The organism is Bacillus sp. EB600 (assembly GCF_024494385.1).
In the GTDB taxonomy this organism is placed as follows: Bacteria; Bacillota; Bacilli; order Bacillales; family Cytobacillaceae; genus JAEVLT01.
The window spans coordinates 40387-58121 of record NZ_JAEVLT010000017.1; the positions used below are offsets into that span (position 1 = coordinate 40387).

Here is a 17735-nt window from a genome sequence, read left to right on the forward strand (position 1 = left end):
ACGCCTGAATCTTTAAGTCGTTTCATTATCGGTTATAGCTTTAAACACCCGTACCTACCAATAATTCGCTTCGGTCCTCCATCTGTACCGGCAAGGTTTCTCTTAGACCAAGCGCTCGCTCAGTTGAAGTATGAATTTCTTGGATAAGCTCTGGGTTTTCCAATAGTGATACGCCATAAGACGGAATCATTTCTTTTATTTTCGGTTCCCACGCTTTTAGATGTTCCGGGAAGCACTTTTTGATTACATTAAGCATGACGGAAACAGCGGTAGAAGCACCAGGTGAAGCGCCGAGCAATGCAGCGATCGAGCCATCAGCTGCACTCACAACTTCCGTACCAAATTGAAGCGTTCCTTTGCCGCCAGTTTCTGTATCTTTAATAACTTGTACACGTTGGCCCGCTACCACGATATCCCAATCCTCGTTTTTGGCGGTTGGAATAAACTCGCGTAACTCTTCTATACGCTGTTCTTTCGATAACATAAGTTGTTGGATCAGGTATTTTGTTAAAGGAATGTTTTTTGCACCTGCCGCTAACATAGTTATGACATTATTCGGTTTTACGGAACCAATTAAATCCATATTTGAACCTGTTTTTAAGAATTTTGGTGAGAATCCGGCAAACGGTCCAAAGAGCAATGATTTTTTGTTATTGATAAATCGCGTGTCAAGATGCGGAACAGACATTGGAGGAGCACCAACTTTAGCTTTGCCGTATACTTTTGCATGATGCTGCTCTATTACCTCTGGATTGTTACATACTAAGAATAGTCCGCTTACTGGGAATCCTCCAATATGTTTACTTTCAGGAATACCAGTTTTTTGAAGCAAAGGCAAGGACCCGCCACCGCCGCCGATAAAGACGAATTTTGCAGTATGACGTTCGACTTGACCGCTTTCGTTTCGCACTTTCAATTCCCATAAGCCGCCGCTAGTACGTTTAATATCATCAACTTTATGTTTATAGTTGATATCAACGTTTTTATTTTTTAAATGGTCAAAAAGCATGCACGTTAAAGCGCCAAAGTTAACATCCGTTCCAGAGTCAGTTTTTGTTGCTGCTATAGGCTCATTCGATGTACGGTCTTTCATAATAAGTGGAATCCATTCCATCAGTTTTCCTGGGTCATCGGAAAATTCCATCCCTTGAAACAATGGATTGTTCGAAAGCGCTTCAAAACGTTTTTTCAAAAACGTTACATTTTTTTCCCCTTGTACTAAACTCATATGTGGCAGTGGCTTGATAAAGTCCTGCGGATTACGTATCAGATTTCTGTTTACAAGATAAGACCAAAACTGCCTTGAAACCTGAAACTGCTCATTAATTTTTATAGCTTTGTTAATATCTATGGATCCGTCCGGTTTTTCAACGGTGTAGTTAAGCTCGCACAGTGCTGAATGCCCCGTTCCAGCATTATTCCATACGTTAGAGCTTTCCTCTCCTGCGTTTGCGAGCTTCTCAAATACTGTAATTTTTAAGTCCGGTACTAATTCTTTCAGCAATGTTCCCAAAGTCGCACTCATAATACCGGCACCAATTAAGATAACGTCTGTACTAGTTTGACTGTTACTCATTTTCCCCATCCTTATCCCCTATGATTTTTAAAAAGAAGGTAGGCGCTCCTGCTTAGGTGTCAATGCAAGCCAGGATACGACAAAGTTATACACCATTCTGCAACAATTTTAATATGATTGATTATAGTATAACACTATTTTTTATAGAATTAAAAAATTTCTACTATAATTATAGTTCTAAGCTATCAAAAAGAAAAGTGAGAAGTCCTTCCACAAGGCCTTGTGAACAACAAAAACCATGTCCTTAACCCAGATTCTGCAAGGGTTGAGGCTTTGTTTCACCATTACCATATGCATAAAAAAATCAATAATTCAATTAATATTATCTTAAGAATTTGTAAATATTTAAAAAAATATAAATAGCACACTTACTTAGTGGTGAACTTTTTCATATTTTGATAACCCAAATATTAGGAAATCATTTTAATTTGTAGGACCAAGAGGATAAAATATGGAAAGCTATTTCTAATAATTCAATTTTTATCATAAATATTTATTTTGACACCCTTGTTTTCTAATAATTTTATTTATTCCCATTGCCAAGCGGACATAAAAAGAGAAGGTCACATCGTAACCTTCTCTAGTAAATGCGAATATAGTTCTAGTTCTGGTATCAGAGGGACAAATCACTAAATAAAAAAACGTGATTAGAGCAAGCCTTTTATCCCATAAGTCTCCCACCATTGTTCTTGCTAAATACAAGTCTTGTTCCAAAGAGTGTAGTAACAAGTTTTAAGAATGAAAACAATAAGAAAGTTCATTGAATTGTATTAAAAAAATCATTAATATTATCTATCTTTGAGGTGAGATTTGGAATATCCCTAAAAGATAGATTGGTTAAACAGCTTTTCAAATAGTATGTTTTTTCATAAGTAGTTTTGTTTGTTCTTAAACCCAGCCGAGCATTAATAAAACCTGATTGTTTTACTACCGGGTTTTTATCTAGGAAATTAGAAATTTCATTTGATTTAACTGAATACAATTTAGTGTCATTTTGTTGATTATAATATTGCCCAATTAGATAACCTACGATTGTACTTCCTTGTATAAGTACTTAGGAAACAAAGAAATCACTTATTGGATTACCTTTTTCAACAGAGTACTCCTCTTGTGGTAGTTTTAATAACTTTTTATATGCCTCAGAACATGGAAGTACAACTTTAACTCCTTCAAATTCTTCAAAGGATCCTAATGAATCAATTTCCTCAGAAGTATAGTAAACCTTTTTATCTTCATTCACAAATTCATTAGGGTCTTCCACCTATTAGACCGAAGCGCTCCTAGCGCACAAAGAAGACACTAACATTGGTTTAGTGTCTTCCTTTTTAAAAAGTAATTTCTTTTTAAAAGATAAAAGTCTCCGAGACTCTCAAATGTATACCAGGACTTTAGAATCCATTTACAATGGGATATTCCCATGCTTCTTCATTGGTCTTGTTTCTTTCTTATTACGGAGCATTTCCAAAGATTCCTTAAGCTTCTTCCGTGTCTCACGCGGATCAATGACATCATCAACCATTCCCCTTGAGGCAGCTACATAAGGATTTGAAAACTTGTCGCGGTATTCTTCGATTTTTTGGGCTCTGGTTGCGGCTTGATCTTCGCTTTGGTCAATCTCTTTTGCAAAAATAATATTCGCCGCCCCCGCTGGTCCCATAACGGCAATCTCAGCATTCGGCCAGGCGTAAACCACATCTGCTCCAATTGCTTTTGAATTCAAGGCAACATAGGCACCGCCGTATGCTTTTCTTAGAATGACGGTAATCTTCGGAACGGTCGCTTCCGAATAAGCGTAAAGGATTTTTGCTCCGTGTCGGATAATGCCGCCGTGCTCCTGATTTACCCCTGGAAAAAATCCCGTAACATCTTCAAATGTAATTAATGGAATATTAAAAGAATCACAGAAGCGGATAAATCTGGACAATTTATCGGAAGAGTTAATATCTAAACCTCCTGCCATCACTTTCGGCTGATTCGCGATAATCCCAACACTGTGGCCATCAATTCTTCCGAAACCGACAACAATATTTTTTGCAAAGTTCGCTTGAACCTGGAAAAAGTCACCGTCATCAAGTACCTCTTCAATCACCTTGATCACATCATAAACTTTAGTACCTTCAACCGGTACAAGATCTACCAATTCATCGTTCCAGCCATCATCTTTTTCCGCCTCCATCACTGGCGGTTTTTCCATGTTATTTTGTGGCAAATAGCTTATTAACTTTCTTACCTGATCTAATACTTCCGGTTCAGACTCTGCTGTGAAATGGGCAACACCGCTTATACTGGAGTGAACCTTTGCACCGCCGAGATTTTCCGCAGAAATTTTTTCACCCGTTACTGCTTCAATTACCTTAGGACCCGTAATAAACATCTTACTCGTCTGTTCGACCATAAACACAAAATCTGTAATGGCTGGGGAATAAACAGCGCCGCCGGCACATGGTCCAAGAATAACAGAGATTTGCGGAACAACACCTGAGTAAATCGCATTGCGGTAAAAAATGTCACCGTAACCGTCAAGGGATACTACCCCTTCTTGAATCCGGGCACCGCCGGAATCGTTTAAACCGATTACAGGTGCACCGTTTTTGGCTGCCAAGTCCATCATTCGAGAGATTTTCAGTGCATGCATTTCACCAAGTGCTCCCCCGAACACGGTGAAATCCTGGGAAAACACATAAACAAGACGGCCATTAATTTTACCGTAGCCAGTGACCACGCCTTCACCCGGGGCCTCCATCTTATCCATCCCAAAGTTGGTTGCACGATGATGGATAAACGAATTTAATTCGACGAATGTATCCTCGTCCAACAGCAGGTCAATTCGTTCTCTGGCTGTGAGTTTGCCGCGGTCATGCTGGGCATCAATTCGATCATCCCCACCGCCAAGTTCTACCTTACGCTTTCTTTCCATTAAGTCATTTATCTTTTCATACATGGTACTCATAGTGTTACTCACCCGGCTTTCTATTAATCTTCTGCAAATGCAATTTATAATTCTATTTTTCAGTTAGATTGTCATGTGATTGAGGCTGACACAATTCCAGCAATACCCCGTTTGTTGATTTCGGGTGAAGAAATGCGACCAAATTGCCGTGTGCTCCTTGTTTTGGTACTTCGTTGATTAACTTGATTCCTTGATCCTTCAGGAACTCTAAGCGTTCGATTGAATTATCCACTTGTAAGGCAATATGATGAATTCCTTCCCCTTTCTTCTCAATAAACTGGGCAATCGGGCTGTCCGGGCTGGTTGCTTCTAAAAGTTCCAGCCGGGTCTCTCCTATTTGGAGGAATGCTGTGCGAACCTTCTCACTTTCAACCGTTTCATAACCGAGAAAAGTTAATCCAAGCAGTTCAGTATAAAATTGAACTGACTTTTCTAAATCCTTTACCGCAATCCCGATATGCGCAATTTGCTTTGGTGGTGTAACCGGCATCTTCTTCTTCCTCTCTATATCGTTCTAATATCCTCAAACGTTTTCAATAATTGATGCGCACCCATGGTTGCCGACATTTCACCGTTTACCAATGCCTTTTCAATCACCGGGATAAATCTGCTCACTTCCGGATGGTTAAAGAAGCTTGTTCGCAGGTAATCCTCTACCATTGTGTACATCCAATCAATGGTCTGCTTTCGGCGCCGCTGACTGAACATACCTGATTCAGATGTTTTGCTGCGGAAATCTTGAATGACCTGCCACATTTCCGCAATCCCTTCACCCGTTAATGCCGAGCATGTATAGGCCTGGGGAAACCATCCTTCTGTTATCGGCTGTAAATAATGTAGAATTCGATTAAACTCAGCCTTTGCTGTTAATGCACGCTGTTTATTTTCTCCATCCGCCTTGTTAACAAGGATCGCATCAGCCAGCTCCATGACACCCTTTTTTATCCCTTGAAGTTCATCTCCGCCGCCCGTCAGCATAACCAATAAGAAGAAATCAACCATTGAACGTACTGTTACTTCACTTTGCCCAACCCCCACGGTTTCAACAATAATGACATCAAACCCGGCTGCTTCACATATAAGCATCGTTTCCCTGCTTTTCCGGTTTACCCCGCCAAGGGTTCCTCCAGAAGCCGAAGGGCGAATAAAGGCATTTGGATTCCGTGAGAGCATGTCCATTCTTGTCTTGTCTCCAAGAATGCTGCCTCCTGTAACCGTGCTGCTCGGATCAACCGCCAGCACCGCGACGCAATTCCCTTGCTCACAAAGCATTGTCCCCAACGCTTCTATTAATGTACTTTTTCCTGCACCGGGAACACCGGTAATTCCGATCCGTATCGAATTTCCGGTGTAGGGAAGCAGCTGCTTCAACACTTCTTGTGCTGTTTCCAAATGCTTCGCATTATTACTTTCAACCAGAGTAATCGTTTGTGCGATGATTGTCCGGTTCTTTGAAAGTACCCCCTGAACATAGTCACTTATAGATAACCGGCGCCTTTTTGGCGGAGATGGCGGTGCTGAACGATTTAAACAGTCTGGCAGTTCAGAATGTTCCCCTGTAACCCCTTCCAGCACACGAGAAGCGAATTCAGATCCCCCGCCTTCAGGTACCCATTCCGGTTTTTTCTCATTTTTATCCATCATTCGTCCTCAAGACGGCGGTTGATCTCTTCGAGTACTTTTTGCGCTGCTGAAGGTATCACTGTACCCGGTCCAAAAATTGCTGCCGCTCCATTCTCCTTTAGGAATTCATAATCCTGTGCCGGAATAACACCGCCCACAACCACAACGATATCTTCACGTCCAAGCTTTCTTAATTCTTCTATTAACTGTGGCAATAATGTTTTATGACCTGCAGCCAAGGAACTCATCCCTACAACATGGACATCATTTTCTACAGCTTGCATTGCGGTTTCCTCCGGTGTTTGGAATAAAGGACCAATATCGACATCAAAGCTCAAATCAGCAAATGCTGTAGCAATGACCTTTGCCCCGCGGTCATGTCCGTCCTGTCCCATTTTGGCAATCATAATCCTTGGGCGTCTGCCTTCCCGTTTTTCAAAGTCATCAGCCATTTTCCTTACGTGTGCTACCTGTTCGCCTTCGCCAAATTCCGCACTGTATACTCCGGTTATGGAATGAATGACAGCCTTATGGCGGCCGACTGCCTTTTCATAAGCATCAGAAATTTCCCCAAGGCTCGCTCTTGCTCTTGCTGCTTTAATTGCTAAAGCCAATAGATTTCCTTCGCCTGTCTCAGCTGCCTTGGTAATGGCATCAAGTGTTAATTTGACTACAGCTTCATCACGGTTTGCCCGCAATTCTGCTAATCTCCGAATCTGTGCTTCACGCACCGCAGTATTATCTACTTCGAGAATTTCAAGCGGATCTTCCTTATCTAAACGATATTGATTTACACCAATGATCGATTCCTTCCCCGAATCAATTTGAGCCTGGCGGCGGGCCGCAGCTTCTTCAATCCGCATCTTTGGTAAGCCTGTTTCGATTGCCTTCGACATACCTCCAAGTTCTTCAATCTCCTGTATATGTGCCCAGGCTCGATTGACTAAATCCTGGGTAAGTGATTCTACATAATAGGATCCTCCCCATGGATCAACCACTTTACAGATCCCTGTTTCATCCTGCAAAAACAATTGGGTATTGCGGGCAATCCGGGCTGAAAAGTCCGTTGGCAGGGCAATCGCCTCATCCAGTGCATTCGTATGAAGCGATTGGGTATGCCCTAATGCCGCTGCCATTGCTTCAATACAGGTTCTTGTCACATTATTGAACGGATCCTGCTCCGTAAGACTCCAGCCGGAGGTTTGACTGTGCGTCCTTAAAGCCATCGATTTTTCATTTTTCGGGTTAAACTGTTTGATAAGCTTTGCCCAAATCATCCGGGCCGCCCGCATTTTGGCCACTTCCATAAAATAGTTCATCCCGATTGCCCAGAAGAAAGATAAACGTGGTGCAAACGAATCGATATCGATGCCAGCTTTTAATCCGGTCCTTACATATTCCAATCCGTCCGCCAGCGTATAGCCTAATTCAATATCCGCAGTTGCTCCCGCTTCCTGCATGTGATAACCGGAAATACTAATGCTGTTGAACTTCGGCATGTGCTGTGAAGTGTAAGCAAAAATATCAGCGATAATCCGCATCGAAGCTTCAGGAGGATAAATATACGTATTCCGTACCATATATTCTTTTAAAATATCATTTTGAATCGTTCCGGTCAGCTGTGATTGATGAACACCCTGTTCCTCTGCGGCAACGATGTAGAATGCCAGAATAGGAAGAACCGCTCCGTTCATTGTCATCGAAACAGACATTTTATCTAACGGAATGCCCTCAAACAAAATTTTCATATCCAGAATCGAATCAACGGCAACCCCGGCTTTTCCTACATCCCCGACTACACGAGGATGATCGGAGTCATAGCCGCGGTGTGTAGCCAGGTCAAAAGCAATTGAAAGCCCTTTCTGCCCTGCAGCCAGATTCCGGCGGTAGAACGCATTGCTTTCTTCGGCTGTAGAAAATCCTGCATATTGACGAACTGTCCATGGCTTTGTCACATACATTGTCGGATATGGCCCACGCAAAAATGGAGCAATCCCGGCAACATACCCAAGATGTTCCATCCCAGACAAGTCTTTATTTTCATAAACTGGCTTTACATCAATCTGCTCCATCGTCTTCCATTTATAATTGTCTATAGCAGCATGATCCATTGGCTTTGCGCTGGAAGATTGAGAGTTTCCTGTATAGGTAATCGTTGTAAAATCCGGATTTCTTCTCATCGTCCAATTCCTTTCCGCTGTTGAAGGTCAAACAGCACGTTATAACAATTTGATTGCAAATGGACAAATTCATCCACGCCGGCCTGTTTATAAAGTTCCATATGTTCTAAATTTGGAAGCCCTGCTACGAACAGGGTAATTTCAGGATTTTCCTGTTTAAGCTCCCGCGCCAACAGTGGGACTAGTTCGGGATATACGGCGTCATTCGAACAGATTGCAACAACGGAAGCACCGGATTCCAGTGCAGCATGAACCGCTTGATCTACGGTGTCAAATCCGTTATTGGAAATCACTTCAAAGCCGCCCGTCTCAAAAAATCCTTTCGCAAAATCTGCCCGCGCTTTGTGCTGTGGAATCGGCCCTATATTGGCAAGGAAGACCTTCGGATAGGAGCCGTTATTTTCTTTAAAAATTTCAGCTTTTTGCCGTAAAACTTCAAAGCGTTCTACTCCACGATGCAGATTTAATGCTTGAATTGTCGGAGGAGCCTCATCTGATTCGCTGACAGCCTGAACCCATTCACCTAAAGAGACACCCGCATGGACCGCCTTTAGTGAGGTATCCACGATTTCTTCTCTAGTAGTTCTCAATCGATTAAGCAATGTTTCCTTTTTCAATCCATCCGTTAATTTTCGGGACGAACATGCCTCTAAACATCGGGATTGATAGGCAGATTCCCGATCCCCCTCATGCTCTGAAAGCTTTTGCTCGCTCAAGTTTGGATACATATTCGTTCCTACAAATTTATCTTTGCGCCGTCCGATATTCACAAAACGCCGGTCTGCGATCTCTTTGATTTGGGCTTGTACATAACCGCTCTCAAGCGTCTTAAACATCCCGCCATTCCCTTCAATAAGCTGGAATTGTTCCCAAGCTTGTTTAGCAAGAGAATCGGTTAAAGATTCAATGTACCAGGAGCCGCCTGCCGGGTCCGCCACCTTCGATAGGTGTGCTTCTTTTTCCAGTATGATTTGCGTATTTCTGGAAATTCGGCGCGAAAATTCATCTGCCGGCCGAACTGCTTCATCAAAAGACGAGACATGAAGACTATCAACGCCGGCAATAATGGCAGCGAAAGCTTCCGCCGTACCACGAAGCATATTGACATACGGATCGTACACGGTTTTGGTCCAGAATGATGTCCGGGCATGAATTGTCATTTTCTGTGCTTCTTCATTTCCCCCAAACACATCAATGATTTTAGACCAAAGTAAACGTCCGGCACGAAGCTTGGCGATCTCCATGAAGAAATTGGAGCCGATCGAGAAGGAAAAGAGCATTTTCGGTGCAATCTCTTCAATAGACAATCCTCTTTCCTGCATTTCACGAACATATTCCACACCGGAAGCAAGCGCAAATGACAGCTCTTGAACAGCATTCGCTCCTGCATTATGGAAAGGATCTCCCTGTACCAGAATTGTTTTTAATTCCGGGGTTTCATTATTTGCCCATAAGGTAAGGTCTGCCATTAATTCATAAGCTTTCTGCAGCGAAAACGGGATCGTCCCTTCTTTTACCAGTGTTCCTAACGGATCCATACCCACACAACCGCGCAGCTTGCTTATATCCATTCCCTTCTGTTGAGTATGCCTAACAAGCATGCTATAGATCGGTAATCCTGCACAACCTGCCTGAATAAGAAGTGGAGTATGTTCAAGGTCGATTCCCTCTAAGGCTTGATTTAGATCCTGTAAGGAACTAATCGATACTCCCCCGTTCCCTACTTTTTCCGGCAGGGCTTGATCCGGATCCTGTCCTAAGGCAGAGGCTTGATCGAGAACAAGGTTGAGCATTGTCTGGCCGCGGTTTAAATCATGTTTAGCGGCTTCATTAAATTCTTTAGCTGTACTATAGACGAGCTCCTGACATACCTCCCAAGGTTTTTCCTGATAACCTAATGCGCGTGTTCCACGCACATAAGGAACTGTTCCCGGCAGTGAAGATAGGTGTGAAAGCCCCTCAATATCCTCCTGCCGATACATCGTTTGCAGAGAAATACCCTCATATGTTTTCGAAACAAGCTTCTCCTCAAAAGAGGCGCCTTTTAATGACTTTTCCGCTGCTTTGCGCCACTCTTGATACGTAGGGACGGGAAACTCGCTGAATAACCGGTTTTCCTCACTTAATTCTTGCTTTTGATCAACTTTTAACATCCGTTATCCCCCTCTCTTCTTCAAGCTTTCATGCTATTCTGTTTTCACAAGGAAGAGCGGCTGACCATACTCAACTAACTGGCCATTCTCAACCAACACGTCAACAATCTCACCGTTACCATCTGCTTCAATTTCGTTAAATAGCTTCATCGCTTCCAATATGCATACGACGGTCGATTTCTCGACTTTATCACCGATTTTCACAAACGGATCTGCATCCACACCCGGAGCTTGATAGAATGTTCCTACCATTGGCGAAACAATCTTAAATAAACTTGGATCATCTGCATCGATTGGCTTTTGACGCTCTTCTTTTACAGGTTTCGTTTCAACTGAAAAGGGTTGAAATGCAGGTTTTGAGATTTCCTTTTCCGCCGGAGTTGGAGCTTCTTTAACAGCTAAAGGCAATACCTGAGCTTTTGGTGGTTCTATCTTTACAAAACTGGCTAAAGCGCCTTCTTGCTTCTTTAAAGAAATCTTCGATTCAGCTTCCCCCAAATCAACTTCCAATTCCTGAAGGGCTGACTCATCAAAAAGGTTGATTATTTCTCTAATTTCATGCATCTTCCACATTTTTCATTCTCTCCTTATTAGTCTTCTATTTTGATAGAATGCAATTCTAAAAATTTAGTATTGAAATCACCATTGACAAAAGCTTCATGCTCTAATAATTGAAGATGGAATGGGATCGTTGTTTTAATACCGCTTATCTCAAACTCTGATAAAGCGCGTTTCATCCGTTGAATGGCCTCATTACGGTCCTTTCCCCAAACGATGATTTTTGCCACCATCGAATCATAAAATGGAGAAATCTGATAACCCGGATAGACTGCACTATCCACTCTTACACCGTATCCACCTGGGGGAAGGTACATTTCAACCTTACCTGGTGACGGCATAAAGTTCTTTGCCGGATTTTCTGCATTAATCCGGCATTCTAACGCCCAACCGTTTATCCTTATATCGCTTTGCTGAAAAGACAGTGGATAGCCTGCAGCTACAGTAATCTGTTCCCTGATCAAATCGACCCCTGTAATCATCTCCGTAACGGGATGCTCTACCTGGATGCGGGTATTCATCTCCATAAAAAAGAATTGTCCATGTTTATCCAAAAGGAATTCGACGGTCCCTGCACCGTGATAGTTAACAGATTTAGCTGCTGCGACGGCTGCATTTCCCATTTGCTCTCTTAGTTCTTGATTAAGGGCCGGTGATGGAGCTTCTTCAACTAGTTTTTGATGGCGCCGCTGGATTGAGCAATCCCGTTCCCCAAGGTAAACGACATTCCCCATTTTATCTGCAATAATCTGAATTTCTACATGGCGAGGCTCCTCCAAATACTTCTCGATATAAACACCCGAGTTCCCAAAAGCGGTTTCAGCTTCTTTCTGCGCTTGCCGGATGGCCTTTCTCAGTTCGGTTTCATCGTTAGCTACCCTCATTCCCTTTCCGCCGCCGCCAGCAGTGGCCTTAACGATAACAGGGTAACCGATTCCATTTGCGACCTTGACTGCTTCTTCCAGATCCTCGACTAACCCCTCTGTACCAGGAACAGTAGGAACGCCTGCCTGCTTCATCGTATCTCTAGCAACCGCTTTTTCCCCCATCTTATTGATTGCCTCAGCAGCAGGTCCAATAAAGGTAATATTGCACTCGGTACAAAACTCTGCAAAATCTGCATTTTCTGCTAAGAAACCATAGCCGGGATGAATCGCATCTGCATTCGATAGTAAAGCAGCACTTATCAAATTTGTCATATTTAAATAGCTGTCTTTCGATGCTGTTGGGCCAATGCAATAGGCTTCATCCGCCATTTTTACATGCAAGGACTCTTTGTCTGCCTCCGAATAGACGGCAACAGTATGAATCCCCATCTCCCGACAAGCACGGATCACACGAACCGCAATTTCTCCCCGATTGGCAATAAGTACTTTCTTAAACATCAATAATTCCTCCCCTTATTCCGGCATGACTATAAATAGCGGCTGCCCGTAATCCACCAATTGACCTTCTTCTACAAGAACTTCAACGATTTCCCCATCTACATCCGATAGAATCTCATGGGAGAGCTTTAACGCCTCCATGTTGCACATGCCAACAATACTGTTGGATGTTATTTTGTCTCCGACCTTTACATAAGGTTCTGCACCTGGTTTGATGGAAGAAGAGAACACTCCGATAAAAGTCGAAACAATTGTGTGCAATTGGTGCTCTTTGACCTTCTCTTTTACTGCCGGTTCAGCAGGTATAGATTCTTCTAACGTAGCTGCCGCTTCGTTTAAGGCGGTTTGCAGCATTTCCTGTGGAGTTTCAACCATTTGCTGGTCAATAATTTTAGGGAGAGGCTTTTTCATCGAAATCCTTACTCCTCCATTCTTCAAATTAAATTCCTGAATGGAAGATTTATTTACTAATTTAATCATTTCTCTCAGTTCAAGCATTTTTATCATCGATTGACACTCCTTTACTGTTTTTTCATTTACTTTTCATGTGTCGAAAAAAACTCTGATTTCTCCTTTAAACTGTAATTCTAATAAAAGCAGTCCCTCAAGCTTCAAACCGACTAGTTGGTCCCAAACGATTAATACATAATTATTTTTATATAATGGGATTTTCATCACAGACGGACTAGTTGGTCCGACTGGAATAGTAATTGTCACTTCCCTTTTAATCGGGTACACATTCAGACGGACTAGTTGGTCCGAAATTGCTATCAAAAAAAGCTAAAATAGTCGTTTTTAACATTTTTGCCTGATACATTATAAAAATATTAAATTTTGTAACAGTTAGCACCGACTAGTTGGTTCCTATTTTGCAATATTCAGTCAAAAAAGTCAATACTTTATTTCAATAAGACTGACTAGTTGGTCCGCCATTACCGCAAATAGATTGCATGCGTTAGACAAACCAACTACTGCATTAAAAAAAGTTATTTCCCAAACTAAGATCTTCAGGATAGGACCTTATAAAAAATTTCGAAAAATCAGGATTTTCCTTTGCTTCCTTTGTTAAAATTGAATGTAAAATAATATCGGCATAAATATCGGCAATTTCTTCGATTGTGTACCGACCGTTTTTATTATACCACTTATAAATCCAGTTGATCATTCCAAATACCGCCATCGCAATGATTGGCACCGGCAGTTCTTTACGAAACTCCCCACACTCGACCCCATCCTGAATGACTTTAAACATTAATTTTTTATACTGGTCTCTTTTTACCTTTATTTTTTTAAAGTATTCAGGAGCCAGATATGAACTTTCTTGATAGAAAACAGTAACTTCTGATTTGTACAAATCAATCATGGTAACAAAGGATTTAATGATATTGTGGAGCCTCTCGGTTGGCGTATTCCACTGTTCGCAAGCTGCTTGCCCCTTTTCTAATACATAGGAAATAAATTGATCATGGATCACATAAAGCAGTTCATCCTTTGATTTAAAATTATGATAAAATCCTCCTTTTGATGATTCACACTCTTTAACAATTTGGTCAACAGTGACCCTGTGAAAGCCTTGTGCTTCAAACAATCGGAGCGATGTCTCAATAATTCGATCTCGTAATGATTTTTTTATCATTCATCTTCACCCTATTTTATTTTACCATTCCTCCTTATTATTTAGAAACTCTTCAATTTAAAAATTTAAAGTTTCGAATCAAAAAGTTATAGCGCCACTATTTACAAAGGAACGACAAGCTTTGTAAATGCTGTCCGGGGTTGGTCTACCATATCATTACGGCCGCTTTTTTTTTTCAAAATTTTCTTAACTCAACTTTCGCACCTTAAAAAATATGATGAGTTTAAATGGCTGTAAAGTTCAGAGTAGTTGAAATATAGTCTTGACATTAAAAATAGGCATGAAAAAACACCTCATCGTTTGTTATAGTTGATTTGTCGAGAATCACCATAACGATACAGAAGAGGTGCCTCCCGGGTCAAAATAAGCAACTACCTAATGAACTAACATCAACATTTAAAGGATTAAAGGTGCTAAAACATCTAAGAAAAGCTGGGATTACACAGTCTTTTGGCTATTCTCGTGGTCTTCTTTTTCAACTGATTTTTTGTTTGATCTTTGAAAACAAGAACTGGTTTCGGACACTTGAAAGTTAGGTGGATTTTTTGACAATTTATGCATTTATTCATTCCACACTACACTGGCATCATTTGAACAGTGTCAGGACCACCGCTCGTTCATGATTATTCTTCTTCTCGTAACAGAAGGGCTTCCTTCGCCATAACCGCAAGCTCAATTGTTTCAAGGGTTTTGCAATAATGATTTAAAATCTCTCCATTCAAACTGACTTCTTCATGAATATAATCCAGAACATGCCAATCCTCAAACCAATCTCCGCTCTTCGCCTCTTCATGAGGGGTATTCGGCCAGGCATATTTTAAAGGCGGGCTGTACAGCCGCTCGGCGCCCTTTCTCAACACGCAATTCTTGACCCGTCGCTTATAAAGGGATCGGGGAAAAGATTCATTTACATCATTAAACAAATCAGGCCAATAATCTTTCCGTGAGCCCGTGTGAGGGTGTTCATGCGCCCATTTCAAGACCCCCTCCAGAATCTTTTCACGCTGAAAAAGAAGCGAATATAATTTTTTTCCGAATAAAATTCTTTCGTGGAGCGAAGTGAAATATCGTGAGGTGGCGCCGGCAAGTGAAGTTTTCTCCCTTTTTTCCCCTGCACAGTAGGGAAAAAGAATGTTATTGAGTCGCAAAAATTCATACATTTTGAAGCTGACCGTACCGGTTACAGTTTTTTTGAAATGATTATTTTGAATCAATCTTTTTTCCAAATAGCTTTGTTCGTTTATCACCGTCGCAATCGCCAACGTATAGCTATCCCCGCTGTGCCAAAAATAACGCCACATCGTTTCCATGAAGGTGGAAGTGTAAAAAAAAGGTAAAAGATGGAACATTTCTTGGCTACCCCTCACACTCAGGTCATAAACCAAAAATTGAGGAAACACATCTTGAAAAATCAACCAACTGCCTCGTTCCAAAAAGGAAAAAAAAGCTTTCTGATCTCTTTCAGGCAGAAGTTTTGTCAGCAATTCCCCTTTTAAATCCGTCATGTTCCATCCGACGTTTCGCGATACCATATGTCCGAGAAGGGCCCAATGTATTTCAGGGTGCTGAAGGTAAAACTGAAAATAAGCTTGCGTCCGTGTTAGATTGTTTTGGTTAAGTTGTCTCGTCTGTTCTCTTATAAGGTGAATACATTGTTTATCATTTTCTGATAAACAGGGCAGAAGGCCGGAAGATTTCTTTTTCATCTTTTTTTTCAATTCTTTTTTTACATCTGAGAAAGAGTCCAGCAAAAACGGCATCATCCTTTCTCAAAGTTCATTTTGACTGTATTGGTCCTGGTTACTAAAATCTATTGAAAACTATTAAAAGTTATCAAATAGTGAATAATCGCCCCCCGAACCAAGTAAAAAGGGCTGCCGTGACGATTCCCACGTCATTCCGTCAGGAAGGGAGTCTAACCCTCGCCATGAACCTGCTGTCCAAGGCAGCCTGCGGCGCTCTGTTAGAGCCGGCATTTGCGAATGTCCATTCCCTCTGTGGGTCAGCCATTCGCAAAATTTGAATTAGTAACCGAGGTTTAAACCTCCTTTAATTGAATAACATGGTTCTTTAAAATCAATGTTTTGTGGATCACGTTCCACAATTTCCAATGGTGATTTTCCTTAAATGTTTCAATATTTTTGAGCATCCTGCCTAGAAATTTGCGTATTTGTTTGCCGCTATTTGATTTCTTCTCGGATTCTTCCATTGACCCGAGTGTTTGAATCAAATAAGGTTTGACCAAAACACGAAGTTCCTCCAATAATTCTGTGGGGATTTTTTCTTCGAAATCCAAGCCTCTCCTTCCGATTACGAAAGAAGCTGCTTCATGAACGGACAGTCCGTACATCTCAGAGTATTTAAACCTTCCAATCACGGAAGTATAGGCTGGATTCACTTTTTTGATTTTAAACCCAAATTTCAATCTTCTTGAAATTAACGCTTTTTGTATTTTATTTTTTGCATAGGAATTTACTAATCGGTTAAAACGGTGGTCAGTATCATGATCTTGTTTTAATTTGATGTTCTCTAAAACAAATGCACCAACGTTCCAGGATACTAAATATTCAATAATCTCCTTTGCCATTTCACCAGCTATGTTCGTCCTTCGATTGCTTCTAACATACTCCATTTCGTGACAATAAAAGGTCCTTGACTCAAGAAGATTGCCTTGGCTTGTTAGAACAGAAACGGCTATTCTGTCAATGTTTACATCAATGCCGGCCACGAGATCGGATGCGATTTTTTCGCTCCATTTTAATTCATAACCCCGAACCTCTAAATCATAGGTGATATGAACATAATATTTTTGATTCTTGCTTTTAATTTTAATCGAATAAGGTTGATACTCTTCAATCGGTTTTCCTTTCGGGTTAAGTCCAATTTGATTTGGCATAATGAAATCTAGAATTTCATTGAAATATTTATCTGGAATATGGATATTAAATGTTATTCGCGGGCTGTTTTTACCTTCTTCTTGTAATAATGGGTTTGCCACTTCCAAATAAAACTGTTCATCCTCTTCATTAAATACAACTACTCGTGTGTTTAGGTTGCCCTTTTTAGATTTATCCCCGCGGGAATACAAGGTGTTCGACCGAAGATCTTTCCATTCATCTTTTGATAGTTTGTTTTTCATCCGAAGATAGAAGTTTTTCTTTCCTCCAAAAATAACCTTAGGGAGTGTTTTTTCATCCTGATGTTTCAATAAAGCCGTTTCTTTTTCTCGAAGTTGCTCTAAACGATTGTTTAACCCCTTTAAACAGATTTCTAACGGAACTTTCTTAGGAGTTTTCTTCCCAATTTGATAGCCTTCTATCTTTCGAAGAGTCTTTTGAATTTTACTCTTTACTGCCTCAATACGAACCGGTAACAATTCTTTTTGACTTTCGATAACCGCTTGAGCTTGCATAACGGCATCTTCAGAAAACCTTTTATTCAACCGGAAAACCCTCTGGATCTTTTTGATTAATTCCCCTGGCTTTTCACCTTCTAATAATCGATTAAATGAGTAATGCAAAGCAGAACAAAATACCTTCATTAGTTGATCAAAAAGAATTTTATCACTTTCTTTTTTTACATCTAATAAACATATCCGTGTTATTTTCATTTTTTTCTCCTCAAATTTGGTTTATATTTTATATTTTACCAAATTATATACGAACATTCATTCG

General features: G+C 41.0%; 14 protein-coding genes and 1 pseudogene. 1 reads left to right on the forward strand and 14 read right to left on the reverse strand.

Annotated features, from left to right (window positions below):
• Positions 1-40: 40 nt before the first annotated feature.
• From mqo to JN080_RS17020, 11 genes are all read right to left on the reverse strand, one after another.
• A complete protein-coding gene (mqo, locus tag JN080_RS16970) occupies positions 41-1576 on the reverse strand; it encodes a malate dehydrogenase (quinone) (protein ID WP_256237175.1) in 1536 nt (511 codons plus the stop codon).
• Positions 1577-2630: 1054 nt separating this feature from the next.
• A complete protein-coding gene (locus tag JN080_RS16975) occupies positions 2631-2816 on the reverse strand; it encodes a hypothetical protein (RefSeq protein WP_256237176.1) in 186 nt (61 codons plus the stop codon).
• Between the two features lie 159 nt (positions 2817-2975).
• Entirely contained in the window at positions 2976-4517 is a 1542-nt protein-coding gene (locus tag JN080_RS16980) for an acyl-CoA carboxylase subunit beta (protein ID WP_256237215.1), read from the reverse strand.
• A gap of 61 nt (positions 4518-4578) precedes the next feature.
• Positions 4579-5016 carry a methylmalonyl-CoA epimerase gene (gene mce / locus JN080_RS16985; RefSeq protein ID WP_256237177.1) on the reverse strand — a complete coding sequence of 146 codons (438 nt, stop codon included), beginning with the start codon at positions 5014-5016 and terminating at the stop codon, positions 4579-4581.
• Positions 5017-5030: 14 nt separating this feature from the next.
• Positions 5031-6170, reverse strand: coding sequence for a methylmalonyl Co-A mutase-associated GTPase MeaB (gene meaB / locus JN080_RS16990; protein ID WP_256237178.1), 1140 nt, complete (start codon positions 6168-6170; stop codon positions 5031-5033).
• Entirely contained in the window at positions 6167-8329 is a 2163-nt protein-coding gene (scpA, locus tag JN080_RS16995; protein ID WP_256237179.1) for a methylmalonyl-CoA mutase, read from the reverse strand. Before scpA ends, meaB begins: the two co-directional genes overlap by 4 nt.
• Entirely contained in the window at positions 8326-10482 is a 2157-nt protein-coding gene (locus JN080_RS17000; protein ID WP_256237180.1) for a methylmalonyl-CoA mutase family protein, read from the reverse strand. Before JN080_RS17000 ends, scpA begins: the two co-directional genes overlap by 4 nt.
• A 33-nt stretch (positions 10483-10515) precedes the next feature.
• On the reverse strand, positions 10516-11055 hold the full coding sequence (gene accB / locus JN080_RS17005; RefSeq protein WP_256237181.1) for an acetyl-CoA carboxylase biotin carboxyl carrier protein: 540 nt from the start codon (positions 11053-11055) through the stop codon (positions 10516-10518).
• Positions 11056-11072: 17 nt separating this feature from the next.
• Positions 11073-12425 carry an acetyl-CoA carboxylase biotin carboxylase subunit gene (gene accC / locus JN080_RS17010; RefSeq protein WP_256237182.1) on the reverse strand — a complete coding sequence of 451 codons (1353 nt, stop codon included), beginning with the start codon at positions 12423-12425 and terminating at the stop codon, positions 11073-11075.
• A gap of 15 nt (positions 12426-12440) precedes the next feature.
• Positions 12441-12932 (reverse strand): acetyl-CoA carboxylase biotin carboxyl carrier protein, encoded by a 492-nt coding sequence (locus JN080_RS17015; protein WP_256237183.1) that lies wholly within the window; start codon positions 12930-12932, stop codon positions 12441-12443.
• 469 nt (positions 12933-13401) lie between these two features.
• Positions 13402-14061 carry a TetR/AcrR family transcriptional regulator gene (locus JN080_RS17020; RefSeq protein ID WP_256237184.1) on the reverse strand — a complete coding sequence of 220 codons (660 nt, stop codon included), beginning with the start codon at positions 14059-14061 and terminating at the stop codon, positions 13402-13404.
• Between the two features lie 335 nt (positions 14062-14396).
• Here JN080_RS17020 and JN080_RS30150 point away from each other — a divergent pair.
• Positions 14397-14594 (forward strand): annotated as a pseudogene (locus tag JN080_RS30150) (IS4 family transposase); the annotation flags it as partial.
• Between the two features lie 90 nt (positions 14595-14684).
• On the opposite strand, the gene JN080_RS17030 reads toward JN080_RS30150, so the two are convergent.
• The 3 genes from JN080_RS17030 to JN080_RS17040 all read right to left on the reverse strand — a co-directional run bounded on the left by JN080_RS17030 (position 14685) and on the right by JN080_RS17040 (position 17671).
• Positions 14685-15821, reverse strand: coding sequence for a DUF2515 family protein (locus tag JN080_RS17030; protein ID WP_256237185.1), 1137 nt, complete (start codon positions 15819-15821; stop codon positions 14685-14687).
• A 63-nt stretch (positions 15822-15884) separates the two neighbouring features.
• Positions 15885-16037: a hypothetical protein gene (locus tag JN080_RS17035; RefSeq protein ID WP_256237186.1), complete on the reverse strand. Its 153-nt coding sequence runs from the start codon at positions 16035-16037 to the stop codon at positions 15885-15887.
• A 62-nt stretch (positions 16038-16099) separates the two neighbouring features.
• Positions 16100-17671 carry an IS200/IS605 family accessory protein TnpB-related protein gene (locus JN080_RS17040; protein WP_256237187.1) on the reverse strand — a complete coding sequence of 524 codons (1572 nt, stop codon included), beginning with the start codon at positions 17669-17671 and terminating at the stop codon, positions 16100-16102.
• Positions 17672-17735 lie beyond the last annotated feature (64 nt).

Coding starts and splice junctions, on each gene's coding strand:
- mce (WP_256237177.1), bottom strand. CDS start 5,016: ATGCCGGTTACACCACCAAAGCAAATTGCGCATATCGGGATTGCGGTA.
- JN080_RS16980 (WP_256237215.1), bottom strand. CDS start 4,517: ATGTATGAAAAGATAAATGACTTAATGGAAAGAAAGCGTAAGGTAGAA.
- JN080_RS17030 (WP_256237185.1), bottom strand. CDS start 15,821: ATGCCGTTTTTGCTGGACTCTTTCTCAGATGTAAAAAAAGAATTGAAA.
- JN080_RS17035 (WP_256237186.1), bottom strand. CDS start 16,037: ATGCCGGCTCTAACAGAGCGCCGCAGGCTGCCTTGGACAGCAGGTTCA.
- JN080_RS17000 (WP_256237180.1), bottom strand. CDS start 10,482: ATGTTAAAAGTTGATCAAAAGCAAGAATTAAGTGAGGAAAACCGGTTA.
- JN080_RS17040 (WP_256237187.1), bottom strand. CDS start 17,671: ATGAAAATAACACGGATATGTTTATTAGATGTAAAAAAAGAAAGTGAT.
- accB (WP_256237181.1), bottom strand. CDS start 11,055: ATGTGGAAGATGCATGAAATTAGAGAAATAATCAACCTTTTTGATGAG.
- JN080_RS17020 (WP_256237184.1), bottom strand. CDS start 14,061: ATGATAAAAAAATCATTACGAGATCGAATTATTGAGACATCGCTCCGA.
- meaB (WP_256237178.1), bottom strand. CDS start 6,170: ATGATGGATAAAAATGAGAAAAAACCGGAATGGGTACCTGAAGGCGGG.
- accC (WP_256237182.1), bottom strand. CDS start 12,425: ATGTTTAAGAAAGTACTTATTGCCAATCGGGGAGAAATTGCGGTTCGT.
- scpA (WP_256237179.1), bottom strand. CDS start 8,329: ATGAGAAGAAATCCGGATTTTACAACGATTACCTATACAGGAAACTCT.
- mqo (WP_256237175.1), bottom strand. CDS start 1,576: ATGAGTAACAGTCAAACTAGTACAGACGTTATCTTAATTGGTGCCGGT.
- JN080_RS17015 (WP_256237183.1), bottom strand. CDS start 12,932: ATGATAAAAATGCTTGAACTGAGAGAAATGATTAAATTAGTAAATAAA.